This window comes from Nonomuraea sp. NPDC003214 (assembly GCF_053590035.1).
The window spans coordinates 34,002-57,757 of record NZ_JBSFSX010000030.1; the positions used below are offsets into that span (position 1 = coordinate 34,002).

At 70.7% G+C, this 23,756-nt stretch carries 27 protein-coding genes; 10 read left to right on the forward strand and 17 right to left on the reverse strand.

Translation table 11 applies throughout. The features are described from left to right. Positions 1-150 precede the first annotated feature (150 nt). The 4 genes from ACWDXC_RS43930 to ACWDXC_RS43945 are packed head-to-tail and all read left to right on the forward strand — an operon-like array spanning position 151 to position 3,822. Positions 151-501, forward strand: coding sequence for a hypothetical protein (locus tag ACWDXC_RS43930; RefSeq protein ID WP_449992880.1), 351 nt, complete (start codon positions 151-153; stop codon positions 499-501). Continuing rightward, the gene (locus ACWDXC_RS43935) at positions 501-1,955 is read left to right on the forward strand and encodes a phytoene desaturase family protein (protein WP_449992882.1); all 1,455 of its coding nucleotides are present in this window, start codon (positions 501-503) and stop codon (positions 1,953-1,955) included. Before ACWDXC_RS43930 ends, ACWDXC_RS43935 begins: the two co-directional genes overlap by 1 nt. Beyond that, positions 1,952-2,851, forward strand: a complete 900-nt coding sequence (locus ACWDXC_RS43940) for a phytoene/squalene synthase family protein (protein WP_449992884.1) — start codon at positions 1,952-1,954, stop codon at positions 2,849-2,851. The genes ACWDXC_RS43935 and ACWDXC_RS43940 overlap by 4 nt, the downstream gene beginning before the upstream one ends. Next, positions 2,848-3,822 (forward strand): phosphate acyltransferase, encoded by a 975-nt coding sequence (locus ACWDXC_RS43945; RefSeq protein WP_449992886.1) that lies wholly within the window; start codon positions 2,848-2,850, stop codon positions 3,820-3,822. Before ACWDXC_RS43940 ends, ACWDXC_RS43945 begins: the two co-directional genes overlap by 4 nt. A gap of 5 nt (positions 3,823-3,827) precedes the next feature. Here ACWDXC_RS43945 and ACWDXC_RS43950 read toward each other — a convergent pair whose 3' ends face one another. Further along, positions 3,828-4,532 carry a spheroidene monooxygenase gene (locus ACWDXC_RS43950; RefSeq protein ID WP_449992888.1) on the reverse strand — a complete coding sequence of 235 codons (705 nt, stop codon included), beginning with the start codon at positions 4,530-4,532 and terminating at the stop codon, positions 3,828-3,830. Between ACWDXC_RS43950 and ACWDXC_RS43955 the strand changes: the two genes are divergently transcribed. Then, entirely contained in the window at positions 4,504-5,100 is a 597-nt protein-coding gene (locus tag ACWDXC_RS43955; protein ID WP_449992890.1) for a glycerol-3-phosphate acyltransferase, read from the forward strand. The two genes, ACWDXC_RS43950 and ACWDXC_RS43955, sit on opposite strands and share 29 nt — an antisense overlap. Here the strand turns inward: ACWDXC_RS43955 and ACWDXC_RS43960 are convergent. Genes ACWDXC_RS43960 through ACWDXC_RS43970 form a run of 3 tightly spaced genes read right to left on the reverse strand, consistent with a single transcriptional unit; the run spans position 5,051 to position 8,384 of the window. Beyond that, positions 5,051-6,199 carry a glycosyltransferase gene (locus ACWDXC_RS43960; protein WP_449992892.1) on the reverse strand — a complete coding sequence of 383 codons (1,149 nt, stop codon included), beginning with the start codon at positions 6,197-6,199 and terminating at the stop codon, positions 5,051-5,053. The two genes, ACWDXC_RS43955 and ACWDXC_RS43960, sit on opposite strands and share 50 nt — an antisense overlap. Next, complete coding sequence (locus ACWDXC_RS43965) at positions 6,196-7,650, reverse strand: phytoene desaturase family protein (protein WP_449992894.1); 1,455 nt, start codon at positions 7,648-7,650, stop codon at positions 6,196-6,198. Before ACWDXC_RS43965 ends, ACWDXC_RS43960 begins: the two co-directional genes overlap by 4 nt. Next, positions 7,638-8,384 (reverse strand): carotenoid biosynthesis protein, encoded by a 747-nt coding sequence (locus ACWDXC_RS43970; RefSeq protein WP_308125939.1) that lies wholly within the window; start codon positions 8,382-8,384, stop codon positions 7,638-7,640. The genes ACWDXC_RS43965 and ACWDXC_RS43970 overlap by 13 nt, the downstream gene beginning before the upstream one ends. A 664-nt stretch (positions 8,385-9,048) precedes the next feature. On the opposite strand from ACWDXC_RS43970, the gene ACWDXC_RS43975 reads away from it, so the two are divergent. Continuing rightward, positions 9,049-9,612: a fasciclin domain-containing protein gene (locus ACWDXC_RS43975; RefSeq protein ID WP_372455389.1), complete on the forward strand. Its 564-nt coding sequence runs from the start codon at positions 9,049-9,051 to the stop codon at positions 9,610-9,612. A gap of 121 nt (positions 9,613-9,733) precedes the next feature. Here the strand turns inward: ACWDXC_RS43975 and ACWDXC_RS43980 are convergent, their stop codons facing one another. Then, entirely contained in the window at positions 9,734-10,207 is a 474-nt protein-coding gene (locus tag ACWDXC_RS43980) for a TspO/MBR family protein (RefSeq protein WP_449992896.1), read from the reverse strand. 17 nt (positions 10,208-10,224) lie between these two features. Further along, entirely contained in the window at positions 10,225-11,499 is a 1,275-nt protein-coding gene (locus ACWDXC_RS43985) for an NAD(P)/FAD-dependent oxidoreductase (protein WP_449992898.1), read from the reverse strand. Positions 11,500-12,224: 725 nt separating this feature from the next. Between ACWDXC_RS43985 and ACWDXC_RS43990 the strand changes: the two genes are divergently transcribed. Beyond that, entirely contained in the window at positions 12,225-13,130 is a 906-nt protein-coding gene (locus ACWDXC_RS43990) for a universal stress protein (RefSeq protein ID WP_219508880.1), read from the forward strand. A gap of 71 nt (positions 13,131-13,201) precedes the next feature. On the opposite strand, the gene ACWDXC_RS43995 is transcribed toward ACWDXC_RS43990, so the two are convergent. The 3 genes from ACWDXC_RS43995 to ACWDXC_RS44005 form a co-directional block, all read right to left on the reverse strand. Then, the gene (locus tag ACWDXC_RS43995) at positions 13,202-13,534 is read right to left on the reverse strand and encodes a hypothetical protein (protein ID WP_449992901.1); all 333 of its coding nucleotides are present in this window, start codon (positions 13,532-13,534) and stop codon (positions 13,202-13,204) included. Positions 13,535-13,762: 228 nt separating this feature from the next. Then, positions 13,763-14,872 (reverse strand): tyrosine-type recombinase/integrase, encoded by a 1,110-nt coding sequence (locus tag ACWDXC_RS44000; RefSeq protein WP_449992903.1) that lies wholly within the window; start codon positions 14,870-14,872, stop codon positions 13,763-13,765. A gap of 123 nt (positions 14,873-14,995) precedes the next feature. Next, positions 14,996-15,490, reverse strand: coding sequence for a MarR family winged helix-turn-helix transcriptional regulator (locus ACWDXC_RS44005; RefSeq protein WP_449992905.1), 495 nt, complete (start codon positions 15,488-15,490; stop codon positions 14,996-14,998). A gap of 79 nt (positions 15,491-15,569) precedes the next feature. Between ACWDXC_RS44005 and wrbA the strand changes: the two genes are divergently transcribed. The 3 genes from wrbA (at position 15,570) to ACWDXC_RS44020 (ending at position 18,279) form a co-directional block, all read left to right on the forward strand. After that, entirely contained in the window at positions 15,570-16,250 is a 681-nt protein-coding gene (wrbA, locus tag ACWDXC_RS44010) for an NAD(P)H:quinone oxidoreductase (RefSeq protein WP_449992907.1), read from the forward strand. Between the two features lie 25 nt (positions 16,251-16,275). Continuing rightward, on the forward strand, positions 16,276-17,700 hold the full coding sequence (locus ACWDXC_RS44015; RefSeq protein ID WP_449992909.1) for an MFS transporter: 1,425 nt from the start codon (positions 16,276-16,278) through the stop codon (positions 17,698-17,700). Positions 17,701-18,003: 303 nt separating this feature from the next. Continuing rightward, positions 18,004-18,279 (forward strand): alpha/beta hydrolase fold domain-containing protein, encoded by a 276-nt coding sequence (locus ACWDXC_RS44020; protein WP_449992911.1) that lies wholly within the window; start codon positions 18,004-18,006, stop codon positions 18,277-18,279. 62 nt (positions 18,280-18,341) lie between these two features. On the opposite strand, the gene ACWDXC_RS44025 is transcribed toward ACWDXC_RS44020, so the two are convergent. The 8 genes from ACWDXC_RS44025 to ACWDXC_RS44060 all read right to left on the reverse strand — a co-directional run bounded on the left by ACWDXC_RS44025 (position 18,342) and on the right by ACWDXC_RS44060 (position 23,503). Further along, the gene (locus tag ACWDXC_RS44025; RefSeq protein ID WP_219508869.1) at positions 18,342-18,680 is read right to left on the reverse strand and encodes a helix-turn-helix transcriptional regulator; all 339 of its coding nucleotides are present in this window, start codon (positions 18,678-18,680) and stop codon (positions 18,342-18,344) included. A gap of 25 nt (positions 18,681-18,705) precedes the next feature. Next, positions 18,706-18,963, reverse strand: a complete 258-nt coding sequence (locus ACWDXC_RS44030) for a hypothetical protein (RefSeq protein WP_449992913.1) — start codon at positions 18,961-18,963, stop codon at positions 18,706-18,708. A 145-nt stretch (positions 18,964-19,108) separates the two neighbouring features. Next, positions 19,109-20,122 (reverse strand): hypothetical protein, encoded by a 1,014-nt coding sequence (locus ACWDXC_RS44035; RefSeq protein ID WP_449992915.1) that lies wholly within the window; start codon positions 20,120-20,122, stop codon positions 19,109-19,111. A gap of 164 nt (positions 20,123-20,286) precedes the next feature. Continuing rightward, on the reverse strand, positions 20,287-21,345 hold the full coding sequence (locus tag ACWDXC_RS44040) for a TerC family protein (RefSeq protein ID WP_375075177.1): 1,059 nt from the start codon (positions 21,343-21,345) through the stop codon (positions 20,287-20,289). Positions 21,346-21,740: 395 nt separating this feature from the next. Further along, positions 21,741-21,914, reverse strand: a complete 174-nt coding sequence (locus tag ACWDXC_RS44045; RefSeq protein WP_449992918.1) for a hypothetical protein — start codon at positions 21,912-21,914, stop codon at positions 21,741-21,743. 213 nt (positions 21,915-22,127) lie between these two features. Beyond that, on the reverse strand, positions 22,128-22,535 hold the full coding sequence (locus tag ACWDXC_RS44050; protein WP_449992930.1) for a Tn3 family transposase: 408 nt from the start codon (positions 22,533-22,535) through the stop codon (positions 22,128-22,130). Then, complete coding sequence (locus tag ACWDXC_RS44055) at positions 22,432-23,010, reverse strand: Tn3 family transposase (RefSeq protein ID WP_449992920.1); 579 nt, start codon at positions 23,008-23,010, stop codon at positions 22,432-22,434. The genes ACWDXC_RS44050 and ACWDXC_RS44055 overlap by 104 nt, the downstream gene beginning before the upstream one ends. After that, a complete protein-coding gene (locus ACWDXC_RS44060) occupies positions 22,988-23,503 on the reverse strand; it encodes a hypothetical protein (RefSeq protein WP_449992922.1) in 516 nt (171 codons plus the stop codon). Before ACWDXC_RS44060 ends, ACWDXC_RS44055 begins: the two co-directional genes overlap by 23 nt. Between the last annotated feature and the right edge of the window lie 253 nt (positions 23,504-23,756).

Consider the following 23,756-nt stretch of genomic DNA (forward strand, 5'->3'; position numbering starts at 1 on the left):
CGGTTACAGGATTCGTCGGACGAATGCGCGGGCGTGTCCCGTTTGGGATCCGGCGTCCGATGGTTACCGTGAGGATGCGTTTCGGATCGTGTGCAGCCGGGTCCGCTCCTCCTGCGAAGACTTGCTATGGCGACAGAAGGAGATGCGTGCATGGACACGATGACCTCGCACATCGTCCAGGCGCGCGAGCTGGTTGACCGACAAGCGGCCAGTCTGCATCGGAGGCCCGGCCGACGACGGGATGCCTGCGGGTTCGGCGAGCCGGTGTCGACGCTGCCCTCCTGGAGCCGGGCCGGCACGGCGCTGCTGGACGTCGGGCGGCGCGTGGGGCCCGCGCGTGAGATCCTCTCCCGGCCGCGGGTCGCTGGCAGGGCGGCGGAGCGAATCATCGCCGTGGTCGAGGAGGCGTTCACCGCGCTGGATACACCGCCTGATATCCCGCCGGAAGCCAGACAGGTGTTGACGCAACTGGCCGCGCTGCGCACCGCCGGGGATGTCTGATGAGCCCGGTGGTGGTCGTCGGGGCGGGCCTGGGAGGGCTGTCGGCGGCCGTCCACCTGGCCGCGGCCGGCCGGCCGGTCAGCGTGGTGGAGGCGTTCGACGTGCCCGGTGGCTGCTGCGGCACCGTGCGCCTCGGCGCGTATCGCTTCGACGCCGGTCCATCCGTGCTGACCATGCCCGGCCTGCTGGCCGAGGTGTTCGGCGCGGCCGGTCAGGAACTGCGGAGCTGGCTGCCGTTGCGCCGGTTGGACCCGTCGTACCGGATGGTCTTCGACGACGGGTCGCGCCTGGACATGCGGCCGGAGCGCGAGGCGATGACCGATCAGGTACGCGAGGTGTGCGGGCCTGCGGAGGCGGCGCGCTACGAGCGGTACCGGCGGCTGCTCGACGAGATGTTCCGGGTGGAGTGGCCGGCGTTCATCGACGCGGACATGACCAGGTTGCGCGCTCTGGTCCGGCCTGCGGCGCTGCTGCGGCTGGCCGCGCTGGGCGGTTTCCGGCGGCTGGACCGCCTGGCCGCCCGTCACTTGACGGACCCGCGGCTGATCAAGGCGCACACCTTCCAAGCCCTGTACGTGGGGCTGTCTCCGCAGCGGGCGCTGGGCATCTACGCCGTCATCGCGCACATGGACACCGTCGGCGGCGTGTACTTCCCCGAGCACGGCGGCATGAACGCCATTCCGGTGGCCATGGCGGCGCTGCTGGAGAAGCTCGGCGTACGCATCCGCTATGGCGTGCGAGCGACAAAGGTGGAGACCGACGGGGACGGCGTCACCGGCGTCCTGCTGGAGGACGGCGAACGGCTGCAGGCCAGGCACGTGGTCGTGGCGTGCGACCGGCTGGCGGCCCGCCGGCTGCTGCCGGACCTGGCGGACGACTGGCGGCTGCGCCGCCCCCGCCACTCCCCCTCCTGTCTGGTGATGCACGTCGGCCTTGATCGCCCCCTGGCCGATCAAGCGCACCACACGCTGCATTTCGGGCGGGCCTGGCGGGAGACGTTCACGGCGCTGGAAGCGGGCCGTCCACAACCGGACCCGAGCCTGCTGGTCACCAGCCCCGAGCCGGACGGCGAGGCCGCGCCGTCCGGGCACGCCACGCTCAGCGTCCTCGAACCGGCGCCCAACCTGCGACACGCCGACTGGGACCAGCTACGCCCCCGGATGGAGGCTCGGCTGCTCGGACGCCTGGCCGACCTCGGTTACGGCGACCTCACAGGCGCACCCCGGCTGGTACTCGATCCGCCCGCCTGGGCGGCACGCGGGCACAGCGCGGGCACCCCGTTCGCGCTCGACCACCGCCTCACACAGACGGCGTGGCTACGCCCCTCCGCCGTCGCCCGGCGGGTACCGGGGCTGCACTTCGCCGGCATGTACACCGCACCCGGAGTCGGAGTTCCTCCCGTGCTGATCTCCGGCCGGCTCGCCGCCCAGCGCATCCTCGAGGGGGCCCGTTGACGCTCACCGCCAGCTACGAACGCTGCCGGCGGCTCCATGCCCGCTACGGCCGCTCCTACTATCTGGCCACGCGGCTGCTGCCGCAGTGGAAACGGCGGCACGTACACGCTCTGTACGGCTTCGCCCGCTACGCCGACGAGATCGTCGACTCCTTCACGATGACCGACGATCGAGCCCGCGCGCTGGACGCCCTGGCAGCCCGCGTCGAGGGCGGGCTGGTGGGGGCCAGACCGGACGACCCGGTGCTGCCCGCGTTCCTGCACACCGTGCACTCCTTCGGCATCGGCCATGACGACATCGGCGCCTTCCTGACGTCGATGCGCGCCGACCTGTCGGTGACCCGGTACGCGACCTACGACGACCTGCTCGGCTACATGGCCGGTTCGGCCGCCGCCATCGGCACGATGATGCTGCCGGTGCTGGAGCCGGCGCCCGGCCATGAGGAGGCGGCCCGCGAGCCGGCGCGCCAGCTCGGGCTGGCCTTCCAGCTCACCAACTTCCTGCGGGACGTCGGAGAAGACTTCGCCCGGGGCCGCGTCTACCTGCCGACGGAGGACCTGGACAAGTTCGGGGTGCGGGTGGAGGACCTGGGCGCCCGCCGTACCGGGACCGCTCTGCGGGACCTGCTGGCCTTCGAGTCCGGGCGCGCGCGTGACCACTACCGTGCCGCCGTCCTCGGCATCGATCTGCTCGTCACCTCGTCGCGGCCGTGCGTGCGCGCCGCCTTCGAGCTGTACGGCGGCATCCTCGACGAGATCGAGCGCCGCGGCTTCGAGGTCCTGGCCAATCGGGTACGGGTTCCGCGCCGGCGCAGGGCGGCCGTGTTCGCCCGGCATCTGCTGGCCTCCGCCGAGGCGGGCAGGGCCGAGCGCCGTGTCCGCATGGAGCTCCCGTGACCGCCGGGCTGCCCGTGGTCCTGGACGCCATGGGCAGCGACCACGGGCCGGCCGAAACGGTCGCCGGCGCGGTGCTGGCGCAGCGGACGCACCACGTGCCGGTCATCCTGGTCGGCGACGAACCACGGCTGACCGGCGAACTGCGCGGGCACGACGCCATCGGCGAGGTCGCGACGGTGCACGCCGAGGACACCGTACCGATGGCCGAGCGCGGCCCCGGCGCCGCGGCCCTGGCAACCTCCAGCCTCGCTGTCGGCTGCCGGCTGGTGAGCAGCGGGGCGGGAGGCGCGTTCGTGTCGGCCGGGTCCACCGGCGCGGTGGTCTCCTGCGCGGTGCGCGGCATCGGCCGGTCAGGCGGCGTGCTGCGGCCCGCTCTGGCCGTGGCTCTGCCGTCGCTGCGGGGCGGTGCGAGCGTGCTGGTGGACGCGGGCGCGACCGCAGATCCGAGTCCGGCCATGGTCGCCCAGTTCGCCCTGCTGGGGACGGCTTACGCACGGACCGTCCTCGGCCGTGCCGACCCGGTGGTGGGCTTGTTGTCGATCGGCTCCGAGCCGGGCAAGGGCAACCGGCTGACCCGCCGGGCCGAGGAACTGCTCGCCGGGTCGCCGCTGCGCTTCCACGGCAACATCGAGGGCCATGACGTGCTGGCAGGGACGGTGGACGTGATCGTCACGGACGGCTTCACCGGCAACGTCATGCTGAAGAACATCGAGGGCTGTGTCCGCACGACGCTGACCATGGTCGCCGAGGCCGGTATCGCCTCCGCGGACCGGCTGACCGAGGTGGCACGCCGCTACTCCCCGGAAACCCACGGCGGCGCCGCCCTCCTCGGCCTGCTCAGCACGGTCGTCGTCGCGCACGGTTCCTCCCGGGCGGCGACGATCGCCCGCGCCTGCGCGGTGGCGTACGCGCTGTCGGGACAGAACCCGGTGGCAGGACTCGAGGCCGTGGCGACGGAGCCGGTGCCGTGACCGTCTCAGCGCAGCGGGTCGACACCGTCCCAGGCGCCCTCGCTGCGGTACGGGACGAATCGGGCGAACAGCTCCTCGGCGTACCAGTCGTGCGCCCGTACGCGCTCGATGACCCGCCGGTGCGCCTCGCCGCGGTAGGCGAAGGCGCGCACCGCCTCGCGATCGCGCCACAGCGAAAACGTCGCCTGCCGGGCGAGCGGCCACTCGCCCAGGCCGACCGAGGCCAGGCAGCCGTCCTGCCGCCGGAGAAGTTCGTCGACCGGCGGCACCGACCGGTAGAAGGCGACCAGGCGGCGTGGCCGGATGGACGCCCTGGTGAGCACCGCGACCGACCCCTCTCCGTCGTGCCGGGCGATCGGCCCGGCGAGGGGGTCACGTCCCGACCAGGAGCCGTGCCAGCTCACCGGGATCAGCCGCACGTGCCAGCTCTCGGCCGCCTCCGTCCGCCAGCGGGCGGCGACCGGCGAGGCGCGCAGGAATGCCTCCAGATCGCTCTCGGCGCGCCAGAACGCGAACAGCGCCCACCGGCGCAGGTCGGCGCCGAGCGACATGGCCCGGCCCCGGCCGGTGCCCAGCAGCCGCCAGAACAGCAGCCCGCCGGCGCTCCGCAGCAGCGGCCGGTCGAAGGCCATGTGCCGCATCGCGCGGGCGCTGTTGTACCGGACGAGGTGGAACGAGGCGATGGTTGAAGTCCTGGTGGCGGTCATCATCGGTTACCTGCTCGGCTCGGTGCCGGTCGCGGTCCTGGTGGCACGGCTGCATGGTGTCGATCCGCGCGACGTCGGCGACCGCAACCCCGGGTACTGGAACGTCAAGGAGCACCTGGGCGGGCGCGCGGCCGTACCGGTGTTCGCCGGCGACATGCTGAAGGGCACGCTGGCCGCCCTGGCGGGGCTGCTGGTGAGCGGCGCGCACACCACCGCGCTGGGCACCGTAGCAGGACCGAGCGTGGCGCCGGTGTACCTCGCCGTGGCGGCGGCCATGGTGGGGCACGCGTGGCCGGTCTTCGCCGGTTTCCGGGGCGGCCGCTCGGTCCTGACCTTCGCGGGCGGCATCGCGATCATCTGTCCACCGGCGTTCCTGCTGGCGGTGGCCGTGCTGGCGGCCACCGCCCTGGCGCTGCGTTCGTTCGCGGCGGGGACGCGCCTGGCGGTGTTCGGCGTGCCACTGCTGCAGTTGCTGTTCGCGCCCGCGGAGGTGGTGGCGGCCACGGGGGCGCTGATGTGCCTCATCGGGCTACGCTTCGGTCAGGCAGCTCTCGCCGCGCGCCGTCGCTGACGTCCCAAGCGCGGCCTCCCGCCCTCGGATAGGTCCGGCCACGCCAGGTCCGTACGGGCCGCAGTGTGGCCTCGGTCAGCCGGAACGCGCACGCAGGGTCGAGCAGCGGCGACAGCAGCAGGCCGACGCCAGGCTCTCGATAGCTGCGGCGCAGCGCGCCCGTCACCAGCAGCCGCATCACGAGCAGGGCCACGTCCACTCCGGTGGGCCGGCCGGCGGCCAGGCGGAGCACCGGCAGGGCCCCGGTCAGCCAGACGACGGCCAGGTCGGCCGCCTGCCATCCGGGCGGGGTCACGTCACGCAGCGGCAGCGAGCGGCCCCATTCCCGCCACAGCTCGCCTGCCGAGTCGTACATGTCGACCTCCAGCAGGGCGCAGGCGTCCAGAAAGCCCACCGTCCAGCCCTGTGCCGCCAGGCGCCGGGCCAGCGCCACGTCGTCCGTCATCCGGTCCCGGACCAGTGCGAACCCATCCGCTTCGGTCATCCGGTCCCTCCGGAAGGCCATGCACTGGCCGTTGGCGACCACCCGGTGCGGCGGCGGCGGGCTCGCCGGGCCGACGGGCCCGAACCGGTAGACCAGCGTCGTGAGCATGGCGGCGTGCAGCGCCTCTTCCAGCACGCCGTCGCAGGTGAACCGGGGCGCCGCGCTCACCAGGTCGTACCGATCCAGGGCCCCCGCCAGCGCGCCGAACAGACCCGGGTCGGGACGGGCGTCGGCGTCCAGCGTGACCACGACCTCGCCGGCCGCCGCCGCCACCCCCTGGCGCAGCGCCCACTGCTTGCCCACCCAGCCGGGGGGCAAGGGCCCGGCGGTGACCACCTCGGCCCCCAGCTCGGCCGCCACTTCGGCGGTGCCGTCGCGGGACCCGTCGTCGACGACGATCACCTCGCTGACGGCCGGAGCCGCGAGGACCGCGCGCAGGCACGGGCCGATCCTGGCGGCCTCGTCGCGGGCGGGGATCACCACGGACACGGTCACACCGGCGCCATCCTGGCCGGGCGGCGACGGCCGGAGCGGCGGCTGCCGGCGCCGGCCTCGCGCCAGCCTGCCGGCCACGACGGCGGCCGCGACCAGTTGCGCGGCGGTGAGCGGCCTCATCCCGCCCCGCCGGCCGGGCCCAAGGTGGGAAAATCCCGTGCCACCAGCCCGGCCACGATGCGCGCGCCCAGGGTGACCATCGGCAGGCCACCGCCGGGATGCGCGGAGCCGCCGACCAGGTACAGGCCGCGGCGCGGGCCCCGGTTGCCGGGACGCAGGAACGGCGCGAGCCTGCCCCGGCAGGCGCTGCCGTAGATGGCGCCGCCCCAGGCGCCATAGCGGTCCCGCAGGTCGGCCGGGGTGAACACGTCGGCGAACCGCAACCGGCCCGCCAGGTCGTGGCCCCGCTCCGCCAGTCGCTCCAGCACCAGATCGCGGTACGCCGGCGCCCCGATGGGCCACCGGCCTGGATCACGGGCGGGCACGTTGACGAGCATCGTCCAGTTCTCCGCCCCTTCCGGGGCCTGGGAGGCGTCGTCCACGGCCGAGCATCCGAGGTAGACGGTCGGATCGCGGGGCGGGCTCCCGCGGTCGAAGATGTCGGCGAACTCGCGTTCGTAGTCGGCCGAGAACAGCACCGAGTGATGCGGCAGCCCCGGGGTGCGCCCCTCGACCCCGGCCAGGATGAGTAGCGCCGACGACGAGGGCCCGAGCCGCGCGATCCTGCGCAGCCGTCGGCGGTCCGGCAGCAGGCTGCCGTACAGCGCGGCGGCGTCGGTGTTGGCCACCACGACGTCGGCCCGGACACGCCCGCCGCTCGCCAGCCGCACCCCCGTGACGCGCGACCCGTTCGCCTCGACGGCGGCGACCGGCTCGGCCAGGAAGACCTGCACCCCTGCGGCCTTCAGCAACAGCGCCAGGTCGTCGGCGAGCCGGGCCAGGCCGCCGGGCGCGTACCAGACCCCCTGCCCATGCTCCAGCGCCGGGACGCACCCCAGCGCGGCGGGCGCGCGGTACGGGCTCGACCCGGCGTAGGTGGCGTAACGGCCGACGTACTGCCGCAGCCGGGGGTCGCGGAAGTAGCGCCGGGCCAGCCCGTGCAGCGTGCGCGCGGGGCTGACCGCGAGCAGGTCCGAGAGCCGGGCCGCCTCTGGCCGCCGGATGAGCGGCCCGGCGAACACGGTCCGGTGCGCCGCGTCCAGGCACCGCCGGGCCCAGGCGTGGAAGGCGCGCCAGGGCTGCCCCTCCCCCGGGGCCAGCCGCTCCACCTCGGCCGCCATCCGGTCAGGATCCCGGCGGGCGTCCAGCACCGTCCCGTCGGCGAAGCGGTAGCGGCACAGCGGCTCCGGTTCGACCAGCTCGCGCTCCACCCCCAGCTCACGGAACAGCTCCGGCATGGTCAGGAGCGAGGGCCCGAGGGAGAAGGCGAACCCGTCCCGGCGATGCTCGGCCAGCTTGCCGCCCAGGCGCGGCAGCTGCTCGTACAGCCGGACCTCGTGCCCCTGCCGGGCGAGCAGCAGCGCGCACGCCATGCCGCCCACGCCGCCGCCGATGACCGTCACCTCCGCCATGACCGCCTCCAGGCCGGCGCGGCGAACGCGCCCATCGTGAGCCCCCCGGCCACCGCCACCAGCAGGTCGGGCGGCTCGAACACCGCCGCGAACGCGACCGTCTCCATGACGGCCATGACCGTGTACAGCACGAGAAGCCCGCGTCGGTGTGTGCTGCCGCCGCACACGCGCCCGACAACCAGCATGACCAGCGCCGACACCAGCAGCCAGCCCGCGAAGTTGCTCAGTGGGACACCTCGGTAGAAGCCGTCCTGCGCCCACGTCCACAGCCCCAGCCGGACCATCTGCGGATCGAGGAACAGGTCCCACGCCGTCAGCGCGCCCGCGCCGGCGCACACCCGCGCCCACCCGCCGCCCGGCGCGACGGCGCCCGCCACCGCGTACGCCGCCAGCCCCATGCCGCCCCAGGCCAGCGCCACCGCCACGGGAACACCGCCCACCTGCGGCCACAGCACGGCGCTGTAGCTGTACGCGCCGAACGGGAACCCTGTCTGCAGCCCGACCACCTCGGCCGCGTATCCGGTCAGCGCCGCCGCGCCGAACGCGGCGGCCGCCCTGCGCGCCCCCCACGCTTCCGCGGCGAAGGCCACGGCACACGCGGCCAGCAGCCCCACGATCGGCCCGGTGAACCGCTCGGGCCTGGCATCCAGCCCCGAGGCCACCTGCACGCCCGCCATCGCCAGCAGGAACACCACGCCCAGCGCGCGTGCCGGCCTCAGCGCGGCACGCGTCACCCGTTCATGTGATGTCTGTCGCACACCGTGTCCTGGTGTCTGTTCCAGACCGTGTCCTCCGGAGCGGCCGCGCACATGGATCCCCGTGCCCGGCCGCGCGCCAAGTGATCACCATGACGGTGCGAGCATCAGGACAAGGATCGCTCCCGGCGCCGGCCCGCGGCGGCCACGTTGACCGGCATCCGGCCGAAGATCAGGCCGTGAAAGGGCGAGATCGCCTACCGGTGGAGGTGGCCGAGGAACCTGTGCGGGTGAATGATCGCCCGCTGGGTGGAGACCGTCCGGCCGCATGGATGCTGGTCCTGCTCCTGGTGCGTGCTGTCACGGGCGGCGCCTCCGCCGGCCCCGGTGGCAAACCGGCTGCGGCGATCCAGGAACGAGGCACCAACCGATCGCGGCAAGGCCATGAAAGGCACGAGTCGCCGGTCGACCGCAGATCAGGCCACGCACAGGTGGCGCGCCGGGGACACCGCGAGCAGCGCCTCATCGGACTCGCCATCACAAATATGCCGTTCGCGCCATTTATCCCATTTTGGGCCGTATGTGACTCCTACGTGTCGATGCTCGCTTGAGACTGAAGACGAGAGACGCACGGTCCGGAACCGGACCACTTCACGCCGAGCGAATTCTCCGCCGGTGACTCCGAGGAACTGCAGAAGGGACCATCGTGAAACACCTGCTGATCGCGGCGGCCTTGACGCTGACCGCCACCATGGCCGGCGCCAATGGCGCATCCGCCGCCTCTCCCACGCCGTCACCTGCCCCAGAAGGCAGTCCGTTCGGCCCAGCGTGCGCCGCCATCGAAGGCAGCCTCGCCGGCATCGCCGACCAGCCGGTGGCCACCGCCGCCACCCAGGTGCCCGAGCTTTCCACCCTTGCGGACGCGGTCAAGCGGGCCGGCCTGGTGGAGAAGCTGAACTCCGCCGAGGACATCACCGTGTTCGCGCCCACCAACGAGGCGTTCGAGGCAGTTCCGAAAGAGACGCTGGACCAACTCCTGGCCGACAAGGAGCAGCTCACCAACGTCCTGACCTACCACGTGGTCGAGGGCAAGAAGGCCGCCGCGGACCTGGCGGACGGCACACTCACCACGATGTCCGGCGGTGCGCTGACTGTGAAGGGCTCGGGTGAGGACATCACAGTCAACGACGCGAAGGTGGTCTGTGGCGACGTGCCGACGAGCAACGCCACCGTTCACATCATCGACGAAGTCCTGATGCCCGAGTAGCGCAACGGCTCGTGCCGGAGGGCGTGGTCACCTCCATCGCGCCCTCCGGCGCCCGAGACGTGTTGCAAAGCATCGAAGGGGTGACCGGCAGGCCCGGCCTGCAGCTCGGTGGCAGGCCGGATCAGTTGAGCTGCCAGATGGCCGCATTGAGCGCGGCCGCGAAGCTCACCCACAGCAGGTACGGCATCAGCAGGAGGGCCGCGCTACGGCGCAGGCGCCAGAACGCCACGATGTTCACAATGATCGCGAGCCACAACAGCACGATGCCGCCGAAAGCCAGCCCGTATTGCCCAGCGGCGAAGAACAACGGCGTCCAGGCGGCGTTCAGCACCAACTGCACGGCATAGACGCCAAGCGCAGGCGTCCACCCGCGCACCCTCCACACCATCCAGCCGGCGACGGCGATCATGCCGTAGAGCAGGGTCCAGACCGGGCCGAACAGCCACGCCGGTGGCGCCCACCCAGGCTTGGCCAGCGCGAGGTAGTCGCTGCTCGCGTTCGCCGAAGCCAGCGACCCGACAGTCGCCACGAGTGCGACCGCGACGACGAACAACGGTAGTGCGGCGAAGCGACGGATTGCAGGGCTCGCGAGCATGTGGCTCACTTCCTCTCTCAGGGGCATAGGTCGGTCAGTGCCGCCTGGGCGGCGCGCCTGCCGGAGACGAGCGCTCCCTGGATGGAACTGGTGTCACGATGATCGCCACAGACATAGCGACCGCTCGCGAGCCGTACAGGGCGGCGCAGTGACAGAGGCGGCAGCATCGCGGGCAGAGCGTCCCTGATCGCGTAGGTCGCCAGGTGGCGCCACCCTCGCGTGTCGCCGTAAATCTCTTCCAGGCGGGCTCGGAGCTGCGGTTCGTGGTCATCACCGACGACGCCGAGGACGGAGGTGGAAATGAGCGCCCGGCCGTCGGCGGCATACTCAGGAGCGGCGTCCGTGAGCACCAACGTGTCAGCAAGGTGGCCTTCGGCGTCGATGATCTGGGTGGCCTCGCCGAGGGGCGATCGAGGTGCCGCGTGATAGAAGGTGGTGACCGACCGCATCGCAGGAGCCCGCACCTCGGGAAGCAGGTCTGCGGCTGAGCGCGGATCCGTGGCGACGATCACCGCAGCGGCCGCCATCTCATGTCCGTCCCGCAGGAGGACGCCGTCGTCGGTTATCGCTTCGACCGGCCTCCCCAGGTGCAGGGCGCCGCTCGGCAGGCGAGTGGCGAGCTGTATCGGTATCTGGCCCATGCCCAGAGCGGGCAACCCGATGGTGCCGCGTGCGAAGGACCGCCATACCAGGTGGAAGAACGTGCTGGAGGTCTCCAGCTTCCGTTCCAGAAGGACCCCCGACAGGAACGGCCTCAGCAGCTGATCGATCATCGCCTCGGAGATGCCCCGGTGTCGCAGCTCCGACCGGGTCGACCGCTCACGACCGCCGCGCAGCAAGGCGGCAGGTGCCGCCATGTCGCGGAACGTCATCGCACCCAGTGCGGCCCAGTCCTTCAGTGAGCCGACGCCGGACAGAGGGCCGCTGAGCGCGTGGCGGGGATGCTTCCACGGGAGCATCACCCGGTGCAGACCGCCAGCGCCGAAGACGAGCATGCCGGAACTGAATGACCGGAGCCGGAGCGCCTTGATGTCCAGTACACGCCCGGCCTCGGGATATCCGGTATTGAAGACCTGGAATCCACGATCCAGGCGATAGCCGTCCACCAGATCGGTGCGCATGCGGCCTCCGACCCCATCGGCGGACTCCAGGACCCGGACGTGCACGCCGGCCTGGTGCAAGCGCAGGGCGCACGCCAGGCCGGCGATTCCCGCGCCGACGATGATCGCTGTCGGCCTCGCTGCGCCCACAGCGCTCAGGCCGCCGTTCGTGACACCGGGGAGGGCAGCCACATGCCCGGACGGTCACAGGCTGCCCCGCTGAGCCATCCGCGGGGCCTCACGAACGAGACTTTGGTGGCCTGCTCCTGCCTGGAGGCCGCGCTGTACGTCAGGACGCAGTCGCGGCCGCAGGCACGCCCTACGTCGTGAATGTCGGCTCTCATCATTCGCTCCTGTCTTCTTCGTGCTGCCATGCCCGTGGACACGCCTCGCAGTCTCCTTTCAGCGCAGGCTGCCTCCCATGCCTCCTGTCGTTCACTGGCGCAGTCCGTGTGCCGGAATGAGCCGCTGAGTAACCAGTGGCTGCTGGCGCGGGTGGCGTGCAGGTCCTCGCCCAGTTGGTCGCCTACATGCCCACCCGCCATGAACCGGATGTTCCACACAGCGCCGATCCCGATAGCGGCTGCTAGATCATGTGAGAGTGGCGCCATAGGCCGGCTCGCGCAGGGTCGCCACGGCACTTGCCTGGGCACTGCAGTGGGCCGGGCCCCGGCCTGGACGATCTGCCTGGACAGAGAGCCGCGAACATCGGCGACCAGAACGCCGCAGACCGTCTCCTGCCCCAGTGACGGTCACCTCCGCCCGGGACGTGACAGCCCGCCATCCTCATGGTCAGCGGGCGTGCTCAGGGCAAGCAGGTTTAGGCCAAGACTTTCATGTCCCGAGGGCCTCATCTCGTCGGTCAGGGGAACGGCTCATGCGGCAGGCCAGAGAATCCCTCTTTCCAGGAGGCAGTAGTGAGCGATGCACATGCCGGTCGGCCCATCCTGGTCGGCTACGACGAGTCGCCCGAGAGCCACTACGCGCTGCGCTGGGCAGTCGAAGAGGCTCGACTGCGGAAGCTCCCCGTACTCGTCTGCCATGCCGTGCACTGGCCCTACGCCCTCAAACCCGCTGTGCAGGAAGTGCTCGCCCAGATGGAGCAGGTCGCTCGCGGCGTCGTAGAAGAGGGTCTCCGCCGGGTCCGCGACTTGGCTCCGGAGATGGATGTCCAGCCGTTGCTGGGCAGGGGCACGCCCTCGGCGGTGCTCGTGGAGGCGGGACGCGAAGCGGAGCTCACGGTGCTCGGGTCTCGCGGTCAAGGAGGATTCGACGGCCTGCAGGTGGGGTCCGCCGCCGTACAGGTGCCCGCGCACAGCAGCAGGCCGGTCGTCGTCGTACGGCCGCCCCTCCTACCGCCGAGCAGCCAGGGTGCCCGTATCCTGGTCGGCCTCGACGGTTCGTCCGCCAGTCTGGCGGCTTTTGACTTCGCTCTGGACGAGGCCGCGCTTCGCGGCGGCACGTTGAGGGCCATGTGCTGCTGGGGAGACTGCGGATCATCGTCCTGGCACGAGCCACTTCCGTTCGTGGATTCACACGCTCTACGCAGGGGTGCGGAAGCCCGATTCCGCGAAGTCGCACTTCAGCGGGCCGGCAGGTATCCGGAGGTATCGGTGACGACCGAGTTCGTGACCGAGCGTCCGGAGCGCGCGCTGATCGAGGCGGCCAGAGATTCGACGCTTCTCGTGCTCGGCAACCGGGGAAACGAGTCGCCCGCCTGCCTTCTGCTGGGACCGGTCACCCAGGCGGCGCTGCTCGGTTCATGGTGCCCGGTCGCAGTGACCCCCGCCGCTCAGCCAAAACCGCGGATCCCGCCGGAATGATGTGACCCAGCTGCGCCATCGCGAAGGCGCGCGGCAAGCCGGCGTACCGAAGCGGTGCTCCTCGACCGCGCCTACGTCCATGGCAATTCCGCGAATGCGGATCCGCCCGCTGATGGCCTGCCGTGGCACCGAACACCGGCTTCGGCCTGGGCGAACAACGCTGGGTCGGTGAGCAGACCCTCGTCCTGCTGCCCTTGCATCGCAAGCTCACCACGTCGCACCACGACGTCTGCGGTGAGATCACGGGCGATGACGAGCCGAGGTTCGGTTACGGCCAAGGACGGCGGCCGCTGTGGAACGAGCGTGATCGCGATGCTGAGCGAATCCGGGACGCACTGCGTGCTGCGGGGCTGATGGAGTTCAGCGATGGCCGATCCAGCCACGGCGGTCAGGCGGTTGATCAACACTTTGAGACTGGCCCTAGCCGGCGCAGGTGGTGGCCGCCTGCACCGACTCCAGGAAGCGCTCGGCTGCGGACGGCGAGCTGGGCGGACACTGCCCGGCGAGAGCCGGTGTGACAGATAATGCAGCTTCTGTGTCACAGGGCCGTGTCGCCGGACCGGGGCATTGATCGACGAAGCGCTCGATACCCGGTCACACGTGCGGCGATTGCATCGTCACATTATGTGCTGTCAGGGTGGTGGGGCGGTCACCAGGCTGGAGAGGGACGGGGCCGCGATTCGTGGGGCGGCACCTGGTCCCGCGAGGCTGCGGCTGGGCGGGGGCCGCCATGCAGATAGGGATGCCAGTAGGAAACGTGTCATGAGCCCCAAACGGCATTGATCTTGCAAGTCACCGATCCAGGACCGCCGAGGCGGTAAAGATTTGAGATCAGGATGCCGTCTGATCTCGGCGTCGGCGACCTTGTCGTCCAGCAACGCGTAGAGCTGGGTGGTTTCGGTGGAGGCGTGGCCCAGGTGGCGGCGCACGGCCTCGATGGAGACGCCGGCGTTGATGAGTTCGGTGGCGTGGGTGTGGCACAGTTGGTGGATGTCGATCTCGATCCTGGCCTGCGTACAGTAGGTCCGCCAGCGGGGGTGGGCGGCGTCGTAGGACTGCGGCCCGCCGCGGCCGTTGGTGGAGGCGCGGCACAGCGGCCCGGCGGTGTAGCCAGCGCGGGCGAGGTAGAGCTTGAGCAGGGTGACGTAGCCTCGGTCGTCGAGAAGGACGGTTCGGATGCTGCCGCCCTTGCCGTGGATGCGGACGTGTTCGTCGTCCAGGCGCAGGTCGAGGTCTTCGACGTACAGGCCGCACACCTCCGAGGCGCGGGCGCCGCACACGTAGGCGGTCTCGAACAGCACCCGATCCCGCAGCCGGTCCAGCGGCGTCTGTTGGCGCGGTCGCCGTGAGCAGATCACCGCGAGCACCTTGGTCACGTCGGCCGCGCCGGCCGGGCGGGGCAGGCTCTTGGGCACCTTGACGGTGTCGATCCGGTCCATCGGGTTGGCCTGCAGGAGGTCGTGGCGGACGGCCCACTTGGTGAAGGAGGCGACGGCGGCCCGCTTGCGCTTGCGGCTGGCCGGCGACAGCTCGGCGAGCTCGGCCAGCAGCGCCCGGACCGGCGCGGCGGTCAGCTCGGCGAGGTCCTCGCCGTGGTGGGCAGCGAAGGCGATCCGGTCGCCGCGGTAGGCCCGCCGGGTGTGCGCCGACTTCCCGGTGTTGGCCAGGTCGGTGAGGAAGTCGTCGAGGTGCCGGGCGAGCGGGTGGGCGCGGCCGAACTGCTTGGCGATGACCGGATCCATCGTGCCGGCCTCCACCATCCGCGAAGTTGCCAGATAGCCGGGACACGAAACCTGCCTGCGGGCGACGGCCGCCCAGGTCGCGCTATACCGGTGATCGCCGTCTTGCCAGATGACAACGGTTATCTAGGAAGCCTTGCTGGGTGAGCGCACGGCGCTAGACCGTGCCAGCGCCGCCTGGGTGGTGGGGCGCCTGGTGTCCACGTTGTCGGTCAAGGTTTTGAGGATGCCGGGGAGTTCTGCCACCGTTTCGGCGGGCAGGCCGCCCACGGTCTCCTCCGCCAGAGCGCACCAAAGCTGCTTGACCTGGTCGGCCAGAGCTTTGCCGCTGTCGGTGAGTTCGACGATGCTGGCGCGCTTGTCAGAGGGGGCGGGTGTGCGGCGGATGTGGCCGCCGGCTTCGAGCTTGCGGGTCATGAGCGTGACGCTGGGCGGCTCGCAACCGAGCGCCTCGCTGAGCTGTGCCTGGATCATCGGGCCGGTCCGGTCGAGCTCGAGCAGGAGCGCCTCCTGACCGGTGTGCAGGCCGAGCGGGGCCAGCAGCGATGCGGCCCTGGCTCGGTGGCGCAGGCTCAACAGGCGGATGGCCTGGTTGAGGGCGTCGGCGTGCTCGAAGTCCATGGGCTCCTCCTTGACACATTGGTTATGCACATAACTATTATGCACGTAACCAATCTTACTCGACAATGAGGAGCCGGGCATGACCGTGAAGGTCGCCGTCATCTACTACAGCGCGACAGGCAGCGTGCACGCGCTCGCGCAGGCCGTCGCCGAGGGCGCCGCCTCGGCCGGGGCCGAGGTGCGGCTGCGGCGGGTCGCCGAGCTGGCTCCCGACAGCGCGATTGACCAGAACCCGATGTGGCGGCAGCACGCCGACGCCGCCGGGTCGACCCCTGAGGCCTCGATCGATGACCTGGCGTGGGCCGATGCATTCGCATTCGGGACACCGACGCGGTTCGGCGCTCCTGCCGCGCAGCTCAAGCAGTTCATCGACCAGGCCGGCGGGTTGTGGCACGAAGGCGGATTGGCCGACAAGCCGGTCACGGCCTTCACCTCGGCATTCAACCGGCACGGCGGCAGCGAGGCCACAATCTTGTCGCTGGGCAACGTCTTCTACCACTGGGGGGCGCTGATCGTCCCGCCCGGATTCACCGATCCGGCCGTGTACGCCGCCGGCGGCAACCCCTATGGCACCTCGCATGTGACCGGCCCAACTGGAGACGGCCCGGACGCCGCGGTGCTGGAAGCGGCCAGATACCAGGGGCAGCGGTTGGCCCGGATCACCATCCGGCTGCTGGGAAGCGGGCGCGTCACTGATGCCGCCGCGGGCAAGGGAAACGCCCGCGAAGCCCTGGCCGCTACGGCCTCCCGGACCGCGTGAGCGGCGGTTTGGCCAGGAGTAAGTCATGACAACCAACATCGAGACGCAGCGGGCCAGGCCGCACACCGGGCCCTCCTGGTTGGTCCTGGCGTTGGCGTGTGCCTGCCAGTTCATGGTGATCCTGGATTCGTCCATCGTGAACGTGGCCCTGCCCTCGGTCCGCGAGGACCTTGGCTTTACACCCACTGGCCTGGCCTGGGTGGTGAACGGCTACCTGCTCACCTTCGCCGGCTTGATGCTGCTGGGTGGCCGCGCCGCCGACCTGTACGGCCCGCGCCGGATGCTGGCCGCGGGGCTGTTGTTGTTCTCCGCCTCGAGCCTGGTCGGCGGCCTGGCAACTGCTCCGGAGGTCCTGGTGGCGGCCCGCCTCGCGCAGGGCGTCGGAGCCGCCATGATGGCCCCGGCGACGCTGGCCGTGATCAACACCAGCTTCACCGAGCCGAACACACGTGCCAAGGCATTCGGCGCATGGTCCGCCGCAGGCGGTGTGGGCGGGCTGGCCGGCGCGATCGCGGGCGGCGCCATCACCACCGGCCTGTCGTGGCGGTGGGTCTTCCTCATCAACGTGCCCATCGGCGCGATGCTGATCGTCGCGGCGATAATGTCGCTGGCCGGTACGCGAAGCAGCCGGCGAGAGTCGCTCGACTTCACGGGCGCGGTCACCGGGACGGCGGGGCTGGCCGCGCTGATCTACGGGGTCATGCAGAGCGCCGATCACGGCTGGTCGTCCGGGCTGGTCATCGGGCCGGTTGTGGCGGGCCTGCTCCTGCTCGTCGTCTTCACCGCGGTGGAGGCGCGCCTCGCCACCCAGCCGATAGTGCCGCTGCGGCTGTTCAAGATCCGGGGGGTGGCGGTCGGTAACGGCATGCTGCTGCTGTTCGGCGGAGTCACCATCGCGATGTGGTACTTCACGTCGCTCTACCTGCAGAACGTCCTCGGCTACAGCGCGCTTCAAGCCGGGCTCGGGCAGACACCCGCGGCGGTGATGTTCATGGTGATCGCGCGGTGGGCCGCCGTCCTGCTGCCACGCACCGGCGTGCGGCCTCTGTTGCTGTCCGGCAGCGCTGGTTTCCTGGCCGGATTCGGCTGGCTCTCCCTGGCTCATGCCGGCAGCGGCTATGGCACCAGCGTGCTCGGGCCTACGCTGCTCATCGCGGTCGGCATCGGGCTGACCTTCCCCACTCTCATGGCCGTGGCGACCGCTGACGCTCCCGAGGGCGATGCGGGGATCATCGGCGGCCTGGCCCAAACCGCCAGCCAGGCGGGCGGGTCGATCGGCCTGGCGGTGCTCGCGACGGCTGCCGGCGCCAGAGCTGCGTCGGAGCCCGGCGCGGGCTCCCCGGCCGCAGCCCTCGCCGCCGGATATGGCCTGGTCTTCCTCATGGCGGCCGGGCTCGGCCTGGCCATCGCGGTGGTCAGCTTGCTGCTGCCGCGGCACCGGCGCGGCTGACCGCCGCCGACGCCGCGTGCTCACTCGCCGCACCCCTGTGTCCGCGTACGACCTCACGTGGCGGTGCATGTGAACCGTCCTGGATTCAGTTCCAACTTCTATTGGAGGATGGAGCCATGCCAGGTCAGTTCCCGCCGGAGTTTCGGCAGCGCGCGTTGCGGCTGCTGGGCGAGGGCCGGGAGAACCACGAGTCGGAGCACGAGGCGATCAAGGCAGTAGCGTCGAGGCCGGAAATCCGGATGGAACGAGAACGTACGCTAAGCCCGTTCGCCCAAGACGTGGCGGGTTCACAGGCGGGGTCCGTTGCAAGGCACAGCAGGGTGCAGCCTGGCGGGTGGGTCCGCCGGGGGCACATTGCTGCTGTCGGCGGAGCTCGTACTCAAGCAGGCAGGCGATCCCTCCATGGGGGCGGTGGCCATTTCCCCACAGACCGACCTCACCCTCTCCAGCCCGTCCATCGATGCAAACGACGGCCAGGACTTCGTTGACCGGGCTGCGCTCGACCACGTCCGCACCCTAGATCTGGCCTGGGCGCAGCCGGACCGAGCACCTCAGTCTCCCCTCCCACGGCGAGCTTGACGGGCGGTGCCCTGCGTGAGCTCGTTTCTTACCGGCACCCCAGATATGCCGCAGTGGACGGATCACTGGTGTGCATCCGCCGTCGGTGCGGTCAGCGTTTCGGGCCTGGCCTTGGGCGTGGGCGCTTCGGTGGCGTGGAAGACCGCGAGGATCTCCCCGATCTGGTGATCGCGTTCCAGCGGATGGCGTAGCGGCAGGGACGGGTTGAGCTGGTAGCGGTTGCGCCGCCCCTCGCGGATAGCGGTCAGGTATCCGGCGGCGACCAGGTCGGCCAGGATGCGTTGCGCGGCCCGTTCGGTGATGCCGACCCGGGTGGCCACGTCGCGGATGCGCACCCCGGGGTCGCGTGCGATGCACAGCAGAACGTGGGCGTGGTTGGTCAGAAACGTCCAGTCCGGCATGTCTTCCAGGCTAGAAGCACGACTGTCATATCGCGAAACAGAAGACATGATATGCACGACCGGCGTGCTCAGCGGCGGGTGACCAGGGCGACGCCTTGATGGCCGGCCAGGGCTTGCGGGGTGGTGAAGGCGATCCAGCCGCCCCCGGCCAGACGAGTTCGATGAGCTCGTCCATGGCGTCGTCGATGACGTCGCGGTGGTCGATGTCGGCGGCCGGGGTGAGGGTGTCGCCGTCGTCGGACAGCCGGGCGGGGTAATAGAGCGAGTCGTCGACGGCGAGCATCTCGGGCCTCCTGTTGCGAGCGGCCCACTGGCGGCCGGCATTCCGGACGCGACGCGGCCGGCCGCGGTGCGCTGCTGGAACAGGGCAAGCGCTTCGTCTTGGCGGCGGTGCAGGTAGGCATCGAGCACCGTGCGGATGTGGGCGGTCAGCTCGGCCGGCCGGGGGCGGCCAGGTTGCCGGTGACGATGCCGGCCAGCCGCTGACAGTTGGCCGACAGCCGTTTGAATGCTGCGGTGGTGCGCTCGTCGCCGACGAGCACCAGCGGAGCGGGGTGCAGGCGCAGGTCGGCGCCGAGGGCGGCGTCGACCTGACGGAAAAGTCGCCGGCGGAAGACTCCCGGCTGGGCCGGTCGGCGCGGCCGCGGCCGCGTGTGGGGGTGCGGCCCGCTGACATCGGGAAGGCCGAGGTGGCGGCGGGCAGTAGGGTGTCGGCAGCGTCTCCAGCAGCCGGGCTGCCCGGGGTTAAGGGCCAGCACTAGGTGGCGTGGGGTGCGGTGCGGCGCGCGGATCAGGTCACGGGTGGCAAATGTCGGGTCGCCGACGGCGCGGTCGCGTACACCGATCGGCAGCCGGATCGGCGCCTGGCTGCCGGCGCTGGCATACACGGCCAGCCCATGGCGACTGGGGCCGTGCCGGGCTTGGCCGAGCAGGGTGTGCAGGCGGCCGATCGCCGGGGCGGCCGCGGCGGACTGCAGTTCGCCGCGCAGCCGCTCCACCGCTTCGGCGGTCAGCGCGTCCAGCCCGAGCGCGTCGGCGCCGGTGAGCTCGGCGACCGGGGTGGTGCTCAGCAGCAGGGAGATCGCGGGATACTCGCGGACCTGTTGCAGGCCGGCGTAGCGGTCGACCAGGCGCCGGATCGTGGCGAGCGGCAGGGCCGGGGCCAGCGTGAGGGTCGGGCCGGCACGAGTGGGCACAGCCACGATGGTGCGTAGCCAAGCCACCCCGGACGCGGTCAGGATCGGAGTGAGTCGGTCGATCACGGCCAGGCTGTCGGCATCCTGGCGGCGGGCCCGTACCTGGTGCAGGAGCGGGTTGATGCTGAAGCCGGTACTGGTAACCACGGTGACGGCGATCAGCAGGCTGCCCGTGCCGGCCGCCCAGGTGGCGGCGGTGCGGGCCACGGCCAGGTCGGCGGGGCCGCCGGTGAGAACGGCCAGCACCGGTCCGGTGCCCGGCAGGCGGTCGGTGATCTGATGGCAGTACGCGCCGGCGGGGGCACGGGGCCCGCAGTGGGCTGGGCGGTGGCGGGTGGGTTGCGCATGGTGGTGTTGTTCCTTCCTGTCCCCGCGGCGCTCGCGCCCGGGGGCGTTGCGTGGGCGGAGGTTCACGACGGGTCGTTGACGACGGTGCTGCGGTCGGCGGCTGCTGCGTTGCCCGCACCGGCTTGCCGCCCGTTCGTGCCGGAGGTCGCAGGCGGATGTGTGGCGGCGGTGCCGCCGCTGCCGTTTCCGCCACTGCCGGTTGCGGCGGTGGCGCGGGTGGCCAGCAGGCTCCAGCCGATGGAGACGCCAATGGTGACGGCGATCACACCGAGCGTGATGGGGATGGGCAGCTTCCCGATCGGGGTCTCCGAGGCGATCAGCTTGACGCCGGCGAAGGCCAGCAGCAGCGCCAGGCCGTAGTGCAGGTGCACGAACCGGCGCAGCAGCCCGGCCAGGCAGAAGTACAGGCTGCGCAGCCCGAGGATCGCAAACGCGTTGGCGGTCCAGACGATGAAGGTGCTGGTCGTGATCGCCAGGATCGCGGCGACCGAGTCGATGGCGAAGATTAGGTCGGTCGCCTCCACCGCGATCAGCACCACGAACAGCAGCGTGGCCACCCACCTGCCGTCGATGCGGGCGAAGAAGCGGGCGCCGTGGTAGCGGGGGTCGGTCGGCACCACGCGGCGCATCAGGCGGACCACCGGGTTACGGTCGGGCGGGGGCTGCTGGTTGTGCCGGAAGGCCATCTTGTAGCCGGTGTAGATGAGGAACGCGCCGAACAGGTAGGCGGTCCAGAAGAACGTCTCCAGCAGCTCGGCGCCGACGAAGATGAACACCAGCCGGAAGACCAGCGCGCCGATGACGCCCCAGAACAGCACCTTGTGCTGCAGCGCGGCGGGCACGGCGAAGGCGGTGAAGATCAGCGCGAAGACGAACACGTTGTCGATCGACAATGCCTTTTCGATCAGGTAGCCGGCGAAGTAGGTGCCGGCCACCTGCCCGCCCTGCCAGACCCACAAGATCGCGCCGAAGGCCAGGCCGGCCGTGACCCACACGCCCGACCAAATGGCCGCCTCACGAAAGCCGATGACGTGGTTGTCGCGATGCAGCAGCAGGTCGATGGCCAACATGATGGCCACCGCCAGCAGCACCGCGGCCCAGGCCCACCAGGTGACAGACAACGGAGCAGACCTCCTCGACCAGGCCGCCGCGCGCTGCGCGGCGGCGCTCTGTGGCCGACGGTCTCCCCGGAGCCACCGGCTAAGGCGGTGGCTGCCCCGCCGGGGCCCGGATGGCTGGGCCCGTACTGACGGCGGTGCGGTAACGAGTCGGGTACTCCCCCTCGAACTATGCTCTATTATTCACGACACAAATTTCGTGTGTCAAGTGTCGGGTATCTCATCCGAGACCCCGCCGCTCGACGGCAGGGAACTGCAGCGCCGAAGCTGCGCCGCCCTGAAGTGGCAAGCCGCCTCACCTAAGATCACGGGCGCCCCCGTGCTCAGGTCGAGCACCCGGCCCCCCGGCAAGGGCGGTCACGTCCTGCAGTCGACCACAAGCGGCGATCACTTGGGGATCAGCTGGTCTCCTGCATCGCCTGCGAACGGCAGCGGCCACCGTCCAGCTCGGCCGGCTCCGCCTCCACATCCACGGTGATGACCCCGAAGAAGTTGACGTTCTCGCTGTGCGCCGGGGAGATATGGGCCAGCAGCTTTGGCACGTCCCGGCCGGTGGCGCGCAACTGCCTCACGGCCAGCGAGTACTACTCTGCCGTCCAGGTGATGACGGCGTTGGTCAACACGGTCAGACACCACACCTGATCGGCCTGATCGGCCAGGGCCGGCTAGATGACGGCACCCTGCTGGGCGTAATGCAGGCCCCGGCGCAGCGCGTGCAGGGTGCGGCGCAGCATGTCCCACACCTTCAGCGCGGCCGCCAGGGTGTTCTGCCGGGAGGCGACCGATCACTTGCCCACCACCAGCGAGGCGGTGGCCTGCCCGCATTTCAGCGACCCGGCCATGCGCAGCAGATCCGGCCAGCATTCGGTGATGAGGTCTTCGTTCCGGCTCGCGCTCGAAGCGGCCCTGCATGCGGGTAGCGCTTGACCGTCTCCGTGGGCGTCTCGTCCCGGATCTACGCGATCTTGCCCAGGTCGCGGATGCGCGGGGGACAGCAGCTTGCCCACCAGCTCAAACAGACCGAAGTTGATGAGCATCACGCCATTCGTATCGCTCAGGTGCTCGAACGGCGGAGGTCGGTGGCGTTGCTCAGAAAGTCGTCCAGCACGAAATGCGCCTTGCGGGCTTCGGTGCGATGTCTTGGTGCCAAAGGTGGAGTGCTGGTCGGACACGTGCGTGCAGGATGACAGCACCTGGCCGCCGTGGACGGTCATGTCCAGCGCGGTCATGCTCTTGCCGCCTCCCACCGGTGGTAGTTGACGACGACCTGTTGACCATGTTGGCCTCGCGCAGCGTCTCGGCCCGCACGTACCACTCCTGCGTCCAGCACAGCACGTCATACGGGATGCCGCAGGCCTCCGCCATCCTGGACAACCCCAGACTCGTGGCGTTGGCGATGAGCACGCTGAGGATGTTGCGCTTGAGATCGGCCGGGCGGGCCTGCTTACGGCCGCCGGCATGGGTGGAGCAGTCCACAAAATGCGCGCACACGTTCAACTCGATCAGCAGCGAGGCGATCGGCGCGAACGGCAGCATCCCGGCCAGCTCCCCCTCAGCTCCGTGGCCCTCGCCCGGCACGTCCTCGGCCGACAGCGGCGGGATCACCAGCTTGTCGTCCTCATCGAGCCGGACCATGCCGGTGTCGTCAGGCAACGCCTGGGCCAGCACCTGTGGGCCAGTGCGGCGAGCAGTTCGTCCTCACCCTGTTCGATCGCCTCGGCGGCATCACCGGGCTTGCCGACCAACCTGCAGAAATCGGCACGCCGCGGCGCCCACTGCTCGGGCGTGTACAGGTAGGCGGCCGGATCAGCGTAGCGGCGCGAGCCGGCACAAACACATCCCCCGAGCGCAGCCCGTCGCGCAGCGCCAGCACCACGCGCAACTCCCAATAGTGGCGGTAGGCGGTCTCATCACCGTCTTTGCGCGCCTTGGCCAGGTACTCGGCGTAGCGGGCCGGCACGAAAGCGGTGGGTGCGCCCTCGGGCACCTTGCGGCCGCCGCTCTGGTTCACCCGCTTCAAGAGGGCCACCACCTCCATCAACTCCGCGGCGCCGGTGCCGCCCACGGGTCCCTCGCCACCGGGCCCCTCGCCGCCTCGATTCTTCACCACTCGCACCAGCCGCTGGAACCGGCTCATCGGCAGCCCGGTGTACGTCTCCACCCACAACGGATCAGCCGGTAACACCCCGCCCGTACACGAAGAATGCCCGCTCAGCTACTCTGCAACAATCTTCAGGGCGACTGCGCGGCGACTAGGGCCTGTCTCAAAGTGTTGATCAACGGCGTGTCGTAGCCGGACACGCGAAGAGGTCTCCGGTATGTCAACGACGGCCGAATTCTGACCCCCTGACGATGTCTGAATCGTGACCCCCTGATGTTGTCGTTGGTTACTGCTCGTGCTCGGATCGGGCCGA